Source organism: Leptolyngbya sp. FACHB-541 (assembly GCF_014695875.1).
Classification (GTDB): domain Bacteria; phylum Cyanobacteriota; class Cyanobacteriia; order Elainellales; family Elainellaceae; genus JAAUTN01.
Genome location: NZ_JACJPC010000060.1, coordinates 78,640 through 95,717 on the forward strand (window position 1 = coordinate 78,640; position 17,078 = coordinate 95,717).

General features: G+C 50.3%; 16 protein-coding genes. 9 read left to right on the plus strand and 7 right to left on the minus strand.

Going from position 1 to position 17,078, the window contains the following annotated elements:
• Window positions 1–40: 40 nt before the first annotated feature.
• Together fahA and H6G00_RS12855 are read right to left on the minus strand one after the other, a co-directional pair.
• Window positions 41–1,351: a fumarylacetoacetase gene (gene fahA / locus H6G00_RS12850; RefSeq protein WP_190797023.1), complete on the minus strand. Its 1,311-nt coding sequence runs from the start codon at window positions 1,349–1,351 to the stop codon at window positions 41–43.
• Complete coding sequence (locus H6G00_RS12855) at window positions 1,348–2,247, minus strand: hypothetical protein (protein WP_347278177.1); 900 nt, start codon at window positions 2,245–2,247, stop codon at window positions 1,348–1,350. The genes fahA and H6G00_RS12855 overlap by 4 nt, the downstream gene beginning before the upstream one ends.
• A 611-nt stretch (window positions 2,248–2,858) precedes the next feature.
• Between H6G00_RS12855 and hppD the strand changes: the two genes are divergently transcribed.
• Genes hppD through H6G00_RS12885 form a run of 6 tightly spaced genes read left to right on the plus strand, consistent with a single transcriptional unit; the run spans window position 2,859 to window position 10,252 of the window.
• On the plus strand, window positions 2,859–3,950 hold the full coding sequence (hppD, locus tag H6G00_RS12860; protein WP_190797025.1) for a 4-hydroxyphenylpyruvate dioxygenase: 1,092 nt from the start codon (window positions 2,859–2,861) through the stop codon (window positions 3,948–3,950).
• Between the two features lie 32 nt (window positions 3,951–3,982).
• On the plus strand, window positions 3,983–5,155 hold the full coding sequence (locus H6G00_RS12865) for a homogentisate 1,2-dioxygenase (protein ID WP_190797026.1): 1,173 nt from the start codon (window positions 3,983–3,985) through the stop codon (window positions 5,153–5,155).
• Between the two features lie 3 nt (window positions 5,156–5,158).
• On the plus strand, window positions 5,159–6,079 hold the full coding sequence (locus H6G00_RS12870) for a hypothetical protein (protein ID WP_190797027.1): 921 nt from the start codon (window positions 5,159–5,161) through the stop codon (window positions 6,077–6,079).
• A 48-nt stretch (window positions 6,080–6,127) separates the two neighbouring features.
• Entirely contained in the window at window positions 6,128–6,805 is a 678-nt protein-coding gene (locus tag H6G00_RS12875) for a 2OG-Fe dioxygenase family protein (protein ID WP_190797028.1), read from the plus strand.
• Window positions 6,806–6,845: 40 nt separating this feature from the next.
• A complete protein-coding gene (locus H6G00_RS12880; RefSeq protein WP_190797029.1) occupies window positions 6,846–8,111 on the plus strand; it encodes a cysteine desulfurase-like protein in 1,266 nt (421 codons plus the stop codon).
• A gap of 2 nt (window positions 8,112–8,113) precedes the next feature.
• A complete protein-coding gene (locus H6G00_RS12885) occupies window positions 8,114–10,252 on the plus strand; it encodes an AMP-binding protein (RefSeq protein ID WP_190797030.1) in 2,139 nt (712 codons plus the stop codon).
• 134 nt (window positions 10,253–10,386) lie between these two features.
• Here the strand turns inward: H6G00_RS12885 and H6G00_RS12890 are convergent, their stop codons facing one another.
• Window positions 10,387–10,830, minus strand: coding sequence for a DUF4385 domain-containing protein (locus tag H6G00_RS12890; protein WP_190645508.1), 444 nt, complete (start codon window positions 10,828–10,830; stop codon window positions 10,387–10,389).
• Window positions 10,831–11,054: 224 nt separating this feature from the next.
• Between H6G00_RS12890 and H6G00_RS34685 the strand changes: the two genes are divergently transcribed.
• On the plus strand, window positions 11,055–11,981 hold the full coding sequence (locus tag H6G00_RS34685) for a hypothetical protein (RefSeq protein WP_199318458.1): 927 nt from the start codon (window positions 11,055–11,057) through the stop codon (window positions 11,979–11,981).
• 111 nt (window positions 11,982–12,092) lie between these two features.
• Here H6G00_RS34685 and H6G00_RS12900 read toward each other — a convergent pair whose 3' ends face one another.
• From H6G00_RS12900 to H6G00_RS12915, 4 genes are all read right to left on the minus strand, one after another.
• A complete protein-coding gene (locus H6G00_RS12900) occupies window positions 12,093–12,233 on the minus strand; it encodes a hypothetical protein (RefSeq protein WP_190797031.1) in 141 nt (46 codons plus the stop codon).
• A 229-nt stretch (window positions 12,234–12,462) separates the two neighbouring features.
• Entirely contained in the window at window positions 12,463–13,275 is an 813-nt protein-coding gene (locus H6G00_RS12905) for a class III extradiol ring-cleavage dioxygenase (RefSeq protein ID WP_190797032.1), read from the minus strand.
• A 110-nt stretch (window positions 13,276–13,385) separates the two neighbouring features.
• On the minus strand, window positions 13,386–13,850 hold the full coding sequence (locus H6G00_RS12910) for a hypothetical protein (protein WP_190797033.1): 465 nt from the start codon (window positions 13,848–13,850) through the stop codon (window positions 13,386–13,388).
• Between the two features lie 512 nt (window positions 13,851–14,362).
• Window positions 14,363–14,977, minus strand: coding sequence for a TetR/AcrR family transcriptional regulator (locus H6G00_RS12915; RefSeq protein WP_190797034.1), 615 nt, complete (start codon window positions 14,975–14,977; stop codon window positions 14,363–14,365).
• 107 nt (window positions 14,978–15,084) lie between these two features.
• On the opposite strand from H6G00_RS12915, the gene H6G00_RS12920 reads away from it, so the two are divergent.
• Window positions 15,085–15,840, plus strand: a complete 756-nt coding sequence (locus tag H6G00_RS12920; RefSeq protein WP_190645515.1) for an SDR family oxidoreductase — start codon at window positions 15,085–15,087, stop codon at window positions 15,838–15,840.
• A gap of 64 nt (window positions 15,841–15,904) precedes the next feature.
• On the plus strand, window positions 15,905–16,873 hold the full coding sequence (locus tag H6G00_RS12925; RefSeq protein WP_190797035.1) for an SDR family NAD(P)-dependent oxidoreductase: 969 nt from the start codon (window positions 15,905–15,907) through the stop codon (window positions 16,871–16,873).
• Window positions 16,874–17,078 lie beyond the last annotated feature (205 nt).

The window sequence follows — 17,078 nt, forward strand, 5'->3', positions numbered from 1 at the left end:
GTGAGTTGTTTTTGGCAGAGGATAATGATGAACGATGAAGCTAACTGATCACCTGTCCCCGGCACTCGCCAAATCCGATTCGGGGATAATCCTGCCTATCACAATACCCCCGAAATGTTACTTCATCCCCAGCTTGAAGGAACGATCGCACTTCACCAGTGGGTAGCGTCAGGAGTTGCTTGCCGCGCTGGGTGATTTCTAATAAGCATCCCTGAGTTCCAACGTCAGCGCCCGAAACAGTGCCACTGGCTAACAAATCTCCAGGACGAAGATTGCAGCCGTTGCTGGTGTGATGGGTGAGCATTTGCGCCACGGTCCAATACATCTGTTGAAACGGACTACGGCTCAGGCACACAGGAGCAATTCCTGCTTGACGCATCTGAGCAGAAGTGAGGAACACCTCCAAGGTCAGAGCTATGCCACCTTGCGCTTGATTGACCGAGCCTGTGAGGTAGGGTAAGGTTTCTGGGGCATCAGAGGTTCTGGTAAAGGCAGAGCCGCGAAAGGGTGCAAGCGCCTCCATCGTCACTACCCAGGGAGAAATCGTTGTGGCAAAGCTCTTGGCTAAAAAGGGTCCAAGGGGTTGATACTCCCAGGCTTGAATATCTCGCGCTGACCAGTCATTCACCAGACAAAGTCCAAACAGATGGTCTTCGGCTTGAGTCAGGGCGATCGCTTCTCCTAAAACATTCCCCATCCCGACAAAGCATCCCACTTCCAGCTCGTAGTCCAACATTTGGGAGGGACCAAAGCTGGGAGCTTTATCTTCAGGGCGTTTCTGTTGACCAGAGGGGCGCTGAATCGGAGTACCACTAGGCACGATAGATGAGGCTCGCCCGTGGTAGGCGATCGGCACATATTGGTAGTTCGGTAATAGCGGATTGTCAGGACGAAACAGCTTGCCAACATTCGTAGCGTGAAAAATTGAGGCATAGAAATCCGTGTAGTCCCCAATCGTGGCAGGCAACAGCATCTGCACGTCTGTTCTGGGAACGAGGATTTGGCTGGCGGCTTCTGGTTTCTGACCCGTCCGCAGTAATTGACTTAAATGATGGCGTAACGGTAATGAGGTCGTTTTTCCCATTGCCATCAGAGCATTTAAATTTGGCGCTGCACAGGCTATTTGTAGAGGCTCAGGCAGTGCTGCCAATAATTCAAGGGTGCGACATGCAGCCAAATCTAAAATCTGGTCACCGATCGCCACCCCAATTCGCGGAGCATCACTGCTGCCCGATCTTTGAAATACCCCAAACGGTAAATTTTGAATGGGGAACTCCGTGTCGGCTGTGTTTGCTGACTCAACCCAGCTTCGTAGGTTTCGATCATGAGTGGCGTCAATGGCACAAATCATAGGAGTTCCAGATGATCAAGATCGGCAATCGGCTCCTGAATCGAACAGGAACCAAACGAGTGGAAGAACTGCTGCCGGGAGCGTTCAATTTCAGACAAGGTAAGGGAGTGTTTCCGCCAATGGATAGTCGTATCGGTGAACTGGAACGAGTGGTGCGATCGCTCCTCCAAAATTGCCACTGCTTCATCACCACTAATACTGCCTTGATAAGCCAAAGCTGCCAGCAACAGTACGTTTAAAAAACCATGCATGGTGGCGGGGGCACTGTCAGCTTGAGAGGTTAAGCAGTACTGACCTCGCAGAGGATGATGTAACCCTGCTGTAGCCTTTAAGGGAATTTGGGCTTCGGCTAGAGATAGTATTCGTTGAGCAAGCTGTCCACTGTCAGGAAAGGCATCATTGGTGAGTCCGCCTGTCCGCAGTTTTGCCGCAGTGCCGGGCTGCTGCAAAACTTTCAGGTAAGGTGCTAAATCCACACCAAACGGAATTTCAAAGAAAGCGGTTACTTCTGTCGGTAAATGCTGGTAAACCTGCTGGATCTCGTCCGGTGGTAACGGGACAACTTCCAAGGCACAAATCAAAATTTGGCTAGTGGCATGGCTGAGCTGGTGGATCTGCTCAAGTTCGGCTACCCATTTCGGCGAAAGAATGACGCTCAGTGTCCAGGGTTGAGAGGAATTGCTCCGACTAGGCAAGCTTGGCAGAAGCTGAATTAGCTCAGACAATCGTGAGGCTGGTACAACAAAGTGCCCGAGCATCCAGTGATGGGGAGAAGACCAAGCGCGATCGCAGATTACTAGTGCCTCGGGCAGACTTAACTGGGCAGGTGGAAACAGTCCAGCATAATCCACGATCGCTGAGAGCAGTTGTTTAAGGGAGAGTAACACGCAATGCATCTCCTCCTTTCAAACATCAGGCAGCAGGAAAGAGTAGTGAAGAGTCAGTGTTGCTACCAATGAGAAAATCATAGTCGAGTTTCTGCTTAACTCCATCTAGCGCTGGAGAGGTTAGGCGTTTTAGCTAAAAAAGTTTGCCTATAGGTCGTACAGTTTGGCAACAGAAATTCGGCATTTTGATCAAATTTCTGTGAATAATGTACTTAACTTCCTACTGCACCTAATTAAGTGAAAAACTTGCTTCTGTAGGAATATAAATCAGACAGAAATTATAGCTATCCTGTTAGTAATAGATGTCAAGATAGCCTTAATAATTAGTTACTCTAACTGGGCGAACCTAGACGATAAATCTATAATTTACTTATGGGCTCTCAGGTCAAGTTGAGTCACTCGCTTCAGAGCATGATAGAGAGTTTGCGAGCTTTCTAGCTAGTGTCTTGAGTTCGGCGATTGATTTAACAATTTTTGAATCGAAATTCGTCGAGTATTTTTCGTTGCAATTAGTCGCGATCGCCTCGCGCAAGTTTTATGTGCAATGTCTGTAATCTGTTTTTTGAGTTGTCCTCAATCGCTACAAATAATTAATTCTTCCTAATAGAGGGAGGAATCACATGACTGATTTTTTTTCCGTTCTTGGCTTCGATCACCTTGAGTTTTATGTAGGCAACGCGTGGCAAGCTGCCAAGTTTTATGAAACATTATTTGGGTTTACCAATACTGCTCATTGCGGGTTAGAAACCGGTAGCCGTAAAGTTGCCTCTTATGTAATGGAGCAAGGCAATATTCGCTTCGTTTTCAGTACGGCAGTCAGTCCTGACCACCTGATGGCTCATAGCGTGCTGAAACATGGTGATCATGTGGCTGTGATTGCCCTGGCGGTGCCCGATGCGATCGCCGCTTATAAGCAAGTGACGGCACACGGGGCGGTCGGCGTTATTCCCCCTACCACTGCTGAGGATGAGCATGGCTTATTGCGTTACGCCGCTATCCGTGCCTATGGCGATGTGCTTATCAAGTTTGTCGATCGCACCGAGTATCACGGCATTTTTGCCCCAGAATTTCAGCCGCAACCCACCAGGACTCATAACCACACAGCTGGACTACAAACCATTGATCATGTTGTTGGCAATGTTGAACTCGGTGCTATGGAGCGCTGGGTTAAATTCTTTGCGGACACGATGGGCTTTGAGCTACTGGTGCATTTCGACGACAAAGCGATCTCGACTGAATACTCCGCGCTGATGTCTAAAGTGGTGCAGGACGGCTCCGGCAAAATCAAACTACCGATCAATGAGCCTGCTCCAGGCAAGCGAAAATCCCAAATTGCAGAATACCTGGAATACCATCAAGGACCGGGAGTGCAGCACATTGCCTGCTCAACTGCCAATATCATTCAAACCGTCACTCAGTTGCGAGAGGCTGGTGTTGAATTTCTTCGGATTCCCACCACGTATTACGACAATTTAACCGCCCGCGTGGGCGACATTAATGAACCGATCGACCAACTGGCAGATCTGGGAATTCTGGTCGATCGCGATCACGAGGGGTATCTTCTGCAAATATTTACGCAACCCGTTGAAGATCGTCCCACCCTATTTTTTGAAATCATTGAACGGCATGGGGCACAAAGCTTCGGAGAGGGCAATTTCAAATCACTGTTTGAGGCGATCGAGCGAGAACAGGCGTTGCGCGGCAATTTATGAGGGGCAGCAGTTGAGCAAACCGGTACAGAACCATGACGTACTACTACCGTCTCGGCACAATTCCTAAGAAGCGCCATACGCAATTCCGTCAACCCGATGGCTCGTTGTACCACGAAGAGCTGATGGGAATACATGGCTTTACGGGAATTCAATCGCTGCTCTATCATCTGCACCCACCCACTCAGATAGATGCCGTGCGGCTAGTGCAAACAATTGCTCTGGAATTTGAGCAACCTAGCGCTTTACGTCCCCGCCATTTACGCACCGCCCAGGGTGTGAGTGCAGGCGATGCAATTTCGTCTCGTATACTGCTGCTGGCAAATGCGGATGTCTGTATCTCGGTAGCGCAGCCGACGGAACCCATGTCCTATTGGTATCGCTTTGCTCATGGGGATGAGGTAATGTTTGTCCATGACGGCAGCGGTGTGTTGGAGAGCCAATACGGCTTACTTCACTATCGTCCTGGGGATTACTTGGTGATTCCCACGGGTGTGTTTTGGCGTCTCCTGCCCAATGTGGACGTTCTTCAACGGCTGCTGGTGATTGAAGCTCAGGGACACATTGCCCCACCAGCCCGCTATCTCAATCGTGAGGGACAGTTTTTAGAACATTCACCTTACGGGGAGCGGGATTTGCGACCACCCGAAGCATTAGTTCCTCGCGATGAGGTGGGTGAGTTTGAAGTCCGGGTGAAAGCGCGCGATCGCATCACAGCCTACACTTATCATCATCATCCAATGGACGTGGTGGGCTGGGATGGTCATCTCTATCCTTACGCCTTCAACATTGCCGACTTTGAACCGATTACCGGACGAGTTCACCAGCCGCCACCCGTTCATCAAACCTTTGAAGCACCGGGATTTGTGATCTGCTCGTTTGTGCCGCGACTATTGGATTATCATCCGCTGGCAATTCCCGCTCCCTACAACCACTCGAATGTCGACTCAGATGAAGTGCTGTATTACGTGGAGGGGAATTTTCTGTCTCGCAACGGGATAGAGCGATCGTCCATCACGGTGCATCCCAGTGGACTACCCCATGGTCCCCATCCCGGAAAGTATGCAGCCTCAATCGGTCAGGAGCGAACGGACGAATTGGCGGTGATGGTTGATACGTTTCGCCCGTTGCAGTTCACTCGCCAGGCGATCGCGTTAGACGACTTGCAATATGCCTACAGTTGGACAATTGATCAAAGGAGCAGTTGATTTATGGTCGCTCTTATTCCTAACGCTCACTCACTGACGATCTCTCCCAGAATCCAAGCGCGGTTACAAAAAGGAGAGTTAACGCGATCGCAGGTGAATGAGTTTCAAGACTTTCTCAATCAGGTCGATCGGGTCATTTTTCAGGACCGCATCCTCACTGATAATGCTTACACGCGCTGGTTTCAGGCAGGCAACGCGACCGATGAGGAATTGCGGTATTTTATCCAGCAATTTTCTGTCTTTTCCAATCAATTTTTAGTTGCAGCCCTGCTGAAAGTGATAAATTCGCCTACCCTGCAACAGTCCCGTGCCAGCCGGGAGATTTTGCTAAATGAACTGGGCGTGATTTATCGCAAGTTGAGTGGCACAGCGGGTACCCAGACGACTCAAACAGACGAGGAAAAAGATCGAGAAGGCGACCCGGAATTTGTCAGCACCGAAGGAACGGTGGATGGTGGCATTTGTCGCTTCCGGGCGGCTCATTTTGAGTGGCTGACTGCCGTAGCCGAGGGGCTGGGGTTGCACTATGAGGAGATTGGTCAACGGAAGCACGGGAGCGCCACCACGCTGCACTTCTGTGATGAACTGCAACGCCTCTATGGCAGTGATGATGCCAATATTGCCGAGGGTGCCAGCTTTGCTGTAGAAAATTGGGCAGCAGCAGGCTTCTGGCAAGAGTTAGAAGATGGCTTAATGCGGATTAAACAACTGCGTCATCCCCAACTGCGACTAGCATTTTTCACCTGGCATAACCGCGTGGAAGCCCAACATGCCGGACATACCCTGGAAGAACTGGAAGCGGTTTATTTTCAACCGGGATTTGATCGAGCCAAATTTATCCAGGGCGGTCAGGAGATCTTAGAGGCGATCGCCGTCTTTTGGGATGGGCTAGAGTGCGATCGGCTAAACGCCATTTACGCCTGATTTTGAACTGTCAGTGCAATGAAATCATCGAGCCAGGAGGCTGAAAGAATGCTTTTGTCATTGAAGAACCAGAATGTTAACTCTTTTACCAGTTATGCATTAGAAGCGCTGACTACTGTTGACATAGATAAACTGAAGCCATTCTTTGATGATCTTCCTGTTGATCCTTATCTGAAAGGCAGTTATCGTTTCCGGCGTTTATCTCACTTTAGAGTTGAAGCCGATCGTCTGGTTCATTTACCGCATAGACTCTTTTTTCAGACCAAAGATTACAATCCCTTGCTGGGTAATGTTGTCAGAGAGTATCCAGAGTTAGCGGATGCCCTGATTGAGCTGGAGGATTTTCAGAAAACGGTTTTAGAGTTCTTTGAATTCTGCAAACTTTGCTCAACAGCCAACGAGATTGGCGTTCACCAGATTCGCATTACCAGTTCCAGTCAGCACATGGGAAGTCCAGCTCCTGAAGGAATTCACCGGGATGGGGTCGATCTGGTGGGAATTTTCTGCGTCCAACGGAGAGGCGTTGAAGGCGGAGAAACTCACCTTTATCGATCCAGGCAGGAGCAGCCAATTTTTGACAAAATTCTCAATCCGGGTGAACTGCTGGTATTCAGCGATCGGCAATTTTTCCATTTCACCTCTGAAATTAAAACCAGCTCCACTGAACAGGGTATTCGGGATGTGTTTGTTTTCACCTGCCCAGGATTGATGCCTGGAAGAAATTAACGGTTGGCAGCACGAGGCAATTCTACATTAGGAGATCGTTATGACTTCCCTCGATCTGGACTGGATTCGTGAACAATTTCCGGCACTTCAGCAGGAACTCAACGGTCAACCTATTGTTTTCTTTGATGGTCCCGGTGGGACTCAGGTGCCACGAACGTCGATTGCAGCCATGGGCGACTACCTGTTGCATTCCAACGCCAATGCCCACGGAGCCTTTCTGACCAGTGCCCAAACCGATGGTTTGATTGCCTCTGCCCGTTCGGCTGTCGCAAGTCTGCTGGGTTGCGATGCAGACGAAGTCGTGTTTGGGGCAAACATGACAACCCTGACCTTTGCCATCAGTCGGGCGATCGGACGAGAGCTGCAACCGGGAGATGAAATCATCGTTACCCGGCTGGATCATGATGCCAATGTCACACCCTGGTCTACCTTGGCAGCGGAGGGCGTAGTCCTTCGTGTGGTCGATATTAATTCCCAGGATTGTACGCTGGACATGGATAGTCTGGAACAAATGATAAATGAGCGGACACGGGTGGTGGCGATCGGCTATGCCTCTAATGCCGTCGGCACTATCAATGATATAGCTGCCGTGGTGCGCATTGCCCATGCGGTGGGAGCTTTAGTTTTTGTTGATGCGGTTCACTATGTGCCCCACGGACCGATCGATGTGCAGACACTGGATTGTGATTTTCTCACTTGTTCTGCTTATAAGTTTTTTGGTCCTCACATTGGCATTCTATACGGCAAACGGAGACATCTGGCGCGGCTTCTTCCTTATAAGGTGCGACCCGCCCCCGACGATGCTCCCGGTCGCTGGGAGACAGGCACCCAGAACCATGAAGGCATGGCAGGGCTGATTGCAACATTGCATTATCTGACCGAACTCGGTCATCAGATTTCACCCCAGTTGGGGAATCGGGCTGCCCTGATACAAGCGATGGAAGCAATCCAGCACTATGAACGGAAGTTAGCCCGACTGTTGATTCCGGGATTGTTACAAATTCCAGATCTGACCATTTACGGCATTACGGAACCGAGTTGCTTTAGCTGGCGCACTCCCACCGTTGCCCTGCGCTTGAAAGGGCAGACTCCCTACGCGGTTGCAAAAGAATTGGGCGATCGGGGAATTTTTGTCTGGCATGGCAACTTCTATGCGTTGGGACTGACGCAACGGCTAGAGCTTGAAGCAAGCGGTGGCTTTGTGCGTATTGGACTCGTCCACTACAACACCGAGGCTGAAGTGAATCGTTTGCTGAAAGCTCTGAATGAGATTACTACGTCACACTTTCACCTTAACAGGGGGTAGCGATGGCAAAGCAACTTTCTCTGGAGCAGATCATCGCCTGCGATGTGACAGCAGAGACCGCTACTGAAATCCTGCCCCACATTAACCAATCCCTCGCAACGCTACCTGCGATCGCCTGCTGGCAAGATCTGACTCAGCATTTGCTAACACCCAAACACCCGTTTTCCCTGCACGAATTGTTGTACAAAACAGCTTTCTGTAATTGGGATGTAACCCAGGGAATGCCCCCGGCGTGGTTTCCGACGCAGATGCAAGCTCAGTCTACCAATATTGTTGCCTTGATGCAGGCATTACAACTGAAGACTTACTCGCAACTGCACACCTGGTCTATCGAGAACCGGGCTAAATTCTGGGACCAGATGGTGCAACGGCTCGGCATTCGCCTACAGCAGCCCTACAGCCAGATTGTCGATTTATCTCAGGGTGTGGAATCTCCGCAATGGTTGGTTGATGCTCGCCTCAATATTGTCGAAAGCTGTTTTCAAGCTTCTGCCACTGCACCAGCGATTATCTTTAGCTCAGAACGGCAATCCCGCAGTGAGTCACTGGAGATGTGGACTTATCAGGAGTTACACTGCCTTGCCAACCGTGTTGCTCATGGTTTGGTGGAATTGGGAGTGCAACCGGGGGAGGCGATCGCCATTGATCTGCCGATGACGCCTGAGTCCGTGGCAATTTACCTGGGCATTGTCCAAGCAGGTTGTATCGTCGTGTCGATCGCCGATAGCTTTGCACCAGCAGAAATCGCCGCACGGCTGCGAATCGCCCACGCCAGGGCAATTTTTACCCAAGATGTGATGTACCGGGGGGGCAAGTGCCTGCCGCTCTACCACAAAGTGATAGCAGCCAACGCGCCCCTGGCGATCGTGCTTTCTGAATGTGCTGATCCTGTAGTGGTCCGCCCAGAAGATTTGACCTGGCGCAATTTTCTCAGCCAGAACGACACCTTTAACGCGGTACCAAGATCGGCTATGGACCCCACCAATATTTTGTTCTCCTCGGGTACAACTGGCGATCCGAAAGCGATTCCCTGGACGCAAACCACCCCAATTAAGTGTGCTGCGGATGGTCATTTGCATCACGACCTGCATCCAGGAGATGTGCTGGCTTGGTCAACCAGTTTAGGCTGGATGATGGGACCGTGGCTAATCTACGCCAGCCTGATTAACCGAGCGACGATCGCGCTGTACGATGGTGCACCCACCACTCGCGGCTACGGCGAATTTATTCAAGCAGCGCGGGTGACGATGTTGGGAGTTGTCCCCAGTTTGGTCAATGTCTGGAGAACGACTTACTGCATGGAGGGACTGGACTGGAGCGCCATCAAAGCGTTTAGCTCGACTGGAGAATGTGCGAATCCACAGGACATGCTGTATCTAATGTCGCTAGCTGGCTATCGTCCCATTGTCGAGTACTGCGGCGGCACTGAAATTGGCGGTGGTTACATCACTGGGACGCTGGTTCAACCCTGTGCGCCAGCAACCTTTACCACTCCCGCCTTGGGTCTGGATGTAGTGCTGCTCGATGAAAACGGTCAACCTACTGACAAAGGAGAAGCGTTTATTGTGCCCCCTGCGATAGGACTTTCCACCACCCTGCTTAACCAAGACCACCATCACGTGTATTTTGCTGACACTCCCCGGTGGAAGGGATTGCCGAACGACCCATCCAGGGGCAATTTACCGGCTGGTGCTGCATCCATGACTCCTCTACGGCGACACGGTGATTATCTAGAACGCTTGGAAAACGGCTACTACCGCGTCTGTGGTCGAGTAGATGACACAATGAACTTAGGCGGCATTAAGGTCAGTTCGGCTGAGATTGAACGGGTGCTCAATCAGCTAGAGGAGATTCAGGAAACGGCAGCGATCGCGGTCTCGCCTCCGGTAGGGGGACCAAGCCAACTGGTTATCTATGCCGTTGTACGACTAGGGACTGAGCTAACGTCAGCAGCCTTACAGACGCAGTGCCAGCAGGCGATCGCCCAGCAGCTTAATCCGTTGTTTAAAGTGCGCGATCTCGTCATCGTGGAGTCCTTACCTCGCACCGCCTCCCAGAAAGTCCTGCGTCGGGTGTTGCGGGAGCGTTATAACACGATCGCCGTCTTTTGGGATGGGCTAGAGCGCGATCGGCAGCACTAAGTGAGAACATCACTGGACGCACCAGCTACTGCAACCCAGTCATCCATTTCCGCTACATCAGTTGCTGTATGAAACCACCTTCGCGACTGGCAAGCTGGGCGGTTGTGTCGCAAAAACTGTCAAGGGCGTTCATACTAGTCGCGGTGGTATGTAGCTAATCGTAAATACTCTGGATCTGCCTTCACCAATTGCCACTTTTCATAGAAAATCTTGGCAGATTCAGCTTTGATTGGATCTTCTTCACGGGGTAGAACCGTTTTGGAACCTGCTGCATACTTGCGTCCTGACTTGTGGTTGGCATAGCGACGCGCTCTGGTATACCCCATCTGCAAAAACTTTCGTGCCATGTCCATACCAACGAAATCGCCCTCCGCCTTGTATTGGAGAAATAGGCTGTAGATTTTGTCAGCAGATTGACGGGCAATATCTGGGGTTTTGAATCTCCAGTAGGGCAAAATCTCGCTCTTGTAGGGTTCAACTAGCAAAACGCCCTGTTCGCCTCGACCGATCCGGTACAGTTCTGGATGCTGGCGAAAGTCGATCGCCTTGAAATCGAGCGAGTAATCAAATTCCTTCATCTACAGAAGTTCACTAACCCAAAACAACTAGTCTTGATCCAGTTTCCTTATTTTGACCAAATTCATTGCTGATGGAATCGCCCTACTGATATAGTTACCGCCAGTTTAGTTAGAACATCGACTCGCGTTTGCTAAACATACCCGTACTTGGGTCTTGGACTTAAGCTATCACCCAAAAAACAGCGTTTCTCCTGAGAGAAAGATAGTAGAGTTTTGAATCCAGCATGATTGGCTACCTTTCTCATCACTGTTTAACTCAATGCTTAGTTTCCACCAAACACCCTGCTGCTTCACAACAGCATCAGCTCAATGCAAATCCCCTCTCAAAGCGACAGCAAAACACGCTGCAGATAGCGCTGTGGGCAGAGGAAAAGCTGGATGAACAGGTTGCACCTCAAATAAAACGACTGTTGTTGCGCGCTTTTGCTGTTTATAGACGACGCGATCGCCTATCCGCAGATACTTTAGCTCGGTATCGTCACGACCTCAAACAACAGTTTAAAGAGTGCCTCACTCAAAGGGAGCATCAGCATTTGAGGCGATCGCCACTCTGCTTTACCAGATTTCCTTACTATCTTTTCCTGTTGTTAGACGACCCCTCCAACACTCCACTCATTTCTCAGCAAAACCAGAATCAACTATTGATATCAGGCAGAAAAGGAAAATTCGCCGTCTGGTGTACTCACTATCACAGAAAGCTGCTTGCTCTGGCGAAAGTTTGGCTAGCAAATGGCACCAATCATGCCAAAACAGTGACCCTGAAGCATAGACTAGGCAGTATTAGCCTGATTCCAATCAAAGTCGGTAAGAGAGGGGTCAAAGTCCGAAACGTTTGGATTCACTATCATGACCTCTATCACCTTGAAGTTGCTCAGCTCGATAGAATTCAGATGGGAAACCATTGGGTGAGCGGTGTTAACGGCATCAATGGGCGAGTCTTTCATGACGCTCCAATTGTGGAGGAATACGACAGCTTTTTGGATGAAGCCCGAATTGCTATCCACGAAAGCCTCACTCGTCCTTCCGCTTTTAGCCAACTTAAACTGCTTTGCTGGATAGGGTTGCTACTCATACAAGGGATTAATCCTTTGGCAGTCATCATCCGTCACATTAAAAGCCTGAAAAAGAAGCAGGCAGAGCTTTGGCTATAGCTTCTACCTAACTGCAGGGGCTGTAGTTAAACTCAGCGGAGCAGTCACCTACTCCATCAGGGATACTCTGCTAAGGGTGCCAGAGTTTTGAAAAACCGGCGATCGCCTCACCTATCCACCCAACTGCTCGACTCTCTCAATCTTCTGCCGTAGCACCTCAATCTCCCGCTTCAGACGCTTCAGTTCCTTGACAGGGGCGATCGCCTCCTCATAATGCTCAACCTCAGCAGCCTTCAAGTACGAACGAGGCATTTGCTGATGTAGTGTTTACGAGATTCAAACTCAATGGCTTGCAGCTTTTGGTCTTCCTTTGATGGATAGAAGCAGTCCGTCAATACCTCTGCCACGCAGCACAGGAACAATAATCGAGACGAGAGCAGGATGAGCAGACACTGCTGTGCATTGCATAATTGCGGCATGAATTAATCCGGTATGGGTACAATTCCATTTTTCAGGTAATGCAATAGAGACCAATCCAGAATTATGCTGCGGCGTTGCCAAATCGAAAACTAGACGCAACAATACCGCCAAAGCTGTTTTCATCATGATAAACACAAACGCTTGGATCGTTTTGGGCTGCGCCAACTGCAACCATTAACGGTAGTAAATGGTCTTCCTGTGGGTGAGCTAATCGTGCAGCAGGGGCGTTAGCCCAATGGATAAGTTTATCAACTCGCTGTGTTGGCTCAGATTGCACCAGCGTCTGCTGAAGCCAATCATCAAATTGCTGGGATGCTTCTGCACCATTTGGCCCAAAATTCCTGAGATTGTGATAGCTCAATCCGCTACCAATAATGAGTACACCTTCCTTTCGCAATGGAGCCAATGCTTGTCCTACTTCCAAATGAAGTTTCGGGTCATAGCTTCGCTTGAGCGAAAGCTGAACGACAGGAATCTGTGCTTGCGGATACATGGGGTACATCACCGTAAAAGTACCGTGGTCAAAGCCGCGTTTTGGGTCAAGATGGGCTGAATATCCAGCACTCTGAATCAGCGATTGGACGCGAATAGCCAATTCTGGTGAACCTGGGGCACTATACTTCACTTTGTATGTATGCGCGGGGAATCCTGAATAATCGTAAATCATTGGAGGATTTGGACTCGCCGAAACAGTGAAGTCTTCTTCTTCCCAATGTCCCGAAATCATTAGCACTGCTTTGGGTGTCGCTCCTAACTGGCGAGGGATATCCTGTAACGAAGTTTCGAGCAGAGCAAACTTTTGACCCAATTGGTCTTTCATGTAGGGCCAGGGTCCACCACCGTGAGAAACAAAGTAGGTCGGAAATTCAGGCATTATCATATCTAAATTCTGTTTGATGGTTATGGCCCCGTAGCCGATATAACTCACTATATTCATATACTATTAGTTCATCAATAGGCAAAATATTGATCCATCATTTCTTATTAGTTGATGATACTTGGACAAAATGGATACATTAGTGAGCATGCGCGTGTTTCGCAGAGTTGTAGAACTGAAAAGCTTTGTTGCAACAGCTCAAATAGTTCAGGGTCGGTATAGGCACATCTCACCGCGTTTCGTAGAGCCGACAAGCTTGGTTTGATGGAAGCAAGGTTTCCCTCATAGCTCATATTAGGAGCCAAGTGCCAAAATTTATCGCCTGTCAGGTGAAAGAACGGAAGCGCAATATTGGACTGATGATGAGTTGTGACTAAGTTAGACCAGTATTTCAAGAAGGTAGCGATTAGCTCTGGAGAAAGGTAAATCTGATTGGTCTGAATCTTCCTCTGTTCAATCAGTTCTATAACCGCGAGTAATAGGATCGGTTTGTGCGGAGCGTTCACCCCATTATTTCGGTTAACGTTGAGCTTTGCGAACTTTCTAGCGTAGTAATTAAGGTCTTTTTTCATCGCTTGTGATCAAGTTCCTCTCAGCCATCTCCAAAATACGCAGGGGAATCTTGAAATCCATCAGCTTGTTAGATTTCTTTAACCAGGTGTCCGCTGAAAAATCCTTCCTCGTGAATCGGAGGAGCTTCAGGATGACTTGTTAGCTAGAACTAACAGAGTAATTACAAACTAGCTAACCTGCTTGGTGCTTCTTTAAGCCAACGATTGACAAGTATTTTCCTCCCTTGAGGAATTGCTAATGGGCATTTGGCTTAGCTAGTAGCGATCGGATTGGAGATGGAATGTTCTAGTTAAGCGTTGCTCTCAGATGTAGGGAAGTTAAAACCTTGCATAAGATTTAGAACAAAGGCTGATTTATGCGAACTTGACATGGAAGATAGGTCAACCTCACAGGTGCAGTAGCATCTTCCCATACCCGCTCTAACAACTCCATCCCATTGGTACCAATGACCTCTGCATACTCTTTGCGAACAGCAATTCCTTAACTTAAACAAATAATAAAACCTATCTACCTAATCTAATATTGGACAAGCTTGCAACGCCGTCTGAACAACTTGTAGGAGTTCCGTGCGACTGGCCCCACCTGCTGCTTGCACAGACAGTCCAGAGTTGACCGTGAGTACAAAGCGGGCAAGGTCAGCAGGGTCAGCATCAGGCGGCAAGTCCCCCTCAGATACCGCCCGCTCGAAGCGATCGCGGATAGCAAGCTCGTCTGCCGCTCGGCGTTCTACCAATTCCTGATGGAGCGGATCATCTGGATCTGCAAAGGTGAGCAGACTCTGTGCAACCAGACAACTGGACGGATTGTTTGGATTGGTCACTAAGTCCACAACGCCCTGCATTATCCGCTCGATCACTCTCCGGGCAGTAGGTTCCTCAAGGGCAGCCCGCACGTACGCAGCGCGCTGATCGCGATAGCGATCGAGTGCCTTGCGGAATAAAGTCTCCTTGTTGCCAAAGGCGGCGTAAAGGCTCGGACGGTTAATGCCCATCGCCTCAGTCAGATCGGTGAGCGATGTACCCAAATAGCCCTTGCGCCAGAACAGAAGCAAAGCCTGCTCTAAAGCGATGTCGACATTAAAAGCGCGAGGACGACCCTGCACACCATGGGATTTTCTAGTTTCCATACCGTTCAGCATAAAACTTCCTTGACAGTGTGAGAAGGCTCATACTAATCTGTACCAATCGGTAAATAAATACTAATTTGGCGGTAATACATCCAACGGAGTACATCATGACGACAACCCTTGCAGGCAAAGTTGCACTGGTAACGGGTGGTTCTCGCGGTCTAGGAGCGGCGATCGCCTCGACGCTGGCTGCTCAGGGTGCTGACGTTGCGATCAGCTATGTCGTGTCAGCAGAAAAAGCGGAGGCGGTTGTTCAGGAGTTGAAAAAGACAGGCGTGCGCGCCATCGCGATCAAAAGCGACCAGTCCAACCTGTCGTCCGCTAAATCGTTGATCGACACCGTCGTCTCACACTTCGGCAGGCTCGACATCCTCGTGAACAATGCGGGCATCGCGGTTCAAGGCAAGAGGGTCGATGATCCTGAACTCAATGCCGATGAATACGACCGTCAGTGGCACATCAATGTACTCGGTGTTGTGGCAACAACGCGGGCCGCAGCACGAAAACTCGCGGACGGTGGGCGGATCATTTTCATCGGTTCTGGGCTTGGCAGCCGTGTCCCATTCCCGGGCGTGGCGGACTATGCGGGCACCAAGGCGGCAATCATAGGGTATGCGAAAGGTGTCCAGCGTGATCTTGGCCCGCGCAACATCACCGTAAACGTCGTGCAGCCAGGCATCATGCCAACGGACATGGCGGCGGCTGTAGCTGACAAATTGCCGGAAGCGATCATGGATCTTCACGCAATCCGCCGGATCGCAACCTTGGAGGAGGTGGCAGCGACCGTTTGCTTCCTTGCAGGTCCAGACGCTGACTACATCAGCGGCGGTGTAGTGGATGTGTCCGGCGGATTCCAAATCTGAGCGTCGAAGATCAAGCCGAAGAAGATCAAGACTTTTACACTCACAATTAACGAAAGGAAAAGAAATGGCTGAAAAATTTGGTGCAAAATCGACCGCCGACGAGGTGCTTACGGGCATTGATCTCAAGGGAAAGCGATTTCTCATTACGGGTGCATCGTCGGGCATTGGGCTTGAAACCGCCCGCTCACTGGTCTCTCACGGCGCTAGTGTTGTCGGCGCGGTCAGGAACCTCGGTAAAGCTGAGCGGGCTACTGCATCGGTTCGTGACGCCGCGTCGCAAGGAGGTGGCAGTCTGGAGTTGATCGAACTCGATCTGGCATCCTTGCAAAGCGTTCGTGCCTGCGCGGATAAACTGTTGGCTGACGGACAGCCATTCGATGTCATCATCGCTAACGCTGGCGTTATGGCAACTCCGTTCGGTCGAACGATCGACGGCTTTGAAGTCCAGTTTGAGACGAACCATCTTGGTCATTTCGCCCTGATCAATGAGATCGAGCCGCTGCTCGCCGATCATGGACGGCTGGTAGTCTTGTCGTCGCTCGCGCATCGCGGTGCCGATATCGACTTGGACGATCCGAATTTTGAGCAGCAGGCGTACGATCCATGGGTTGCCTATAGCCGATCGAAAACCGCCAATTCACTGTTCGCTGTGGAGTTTGACAGGCGGCATCGCGATCGCGGCATTCGGGCTGCTTCGGTGATGCCCGGAAACAGTCTCACGGACCTACCCCGCCATTTCTCGCCGGAGGATTTGCAGGGACTTTTACAGACCGTTGACGCAGCGCGCGCCGAAGCGGGTCTGCCGCCGAAAGGGTTGAAAGAAATCCCGCAGGCAGCCGCGACGTCGGTCTGGGCAGCAGTCGTGGCTAACAAAGACGAGATCGGCGGACGCTATCTCGAAGATTGCGCGATCGCGCCGATCAATGACACGCCCAACCCGTTTGCCGACGGCGTCAGGTCGTATGCGCTCGACACTAACAAAGCTAAGCAGCTTTGGGCGAAAAGCGAGGAACTGATCAGCGCTGTGTCCTAAAGGTTATCACGCAAGAATTTGACAAAACACCCTAAGAATCTGAAAGAAACCGAGCATAGGAATTCACTACGCTTAAGTTAAATCAAACGAGAAGCAACATTCCCAGGAGAACTCAACGCCTAACATTAATGTCGGTTAGGGAAACCCTGCAATGTCTCCAGTCGTTCGTCGGCTTGGCTGAGGAGAATGATGCGTTGGTAGAGAG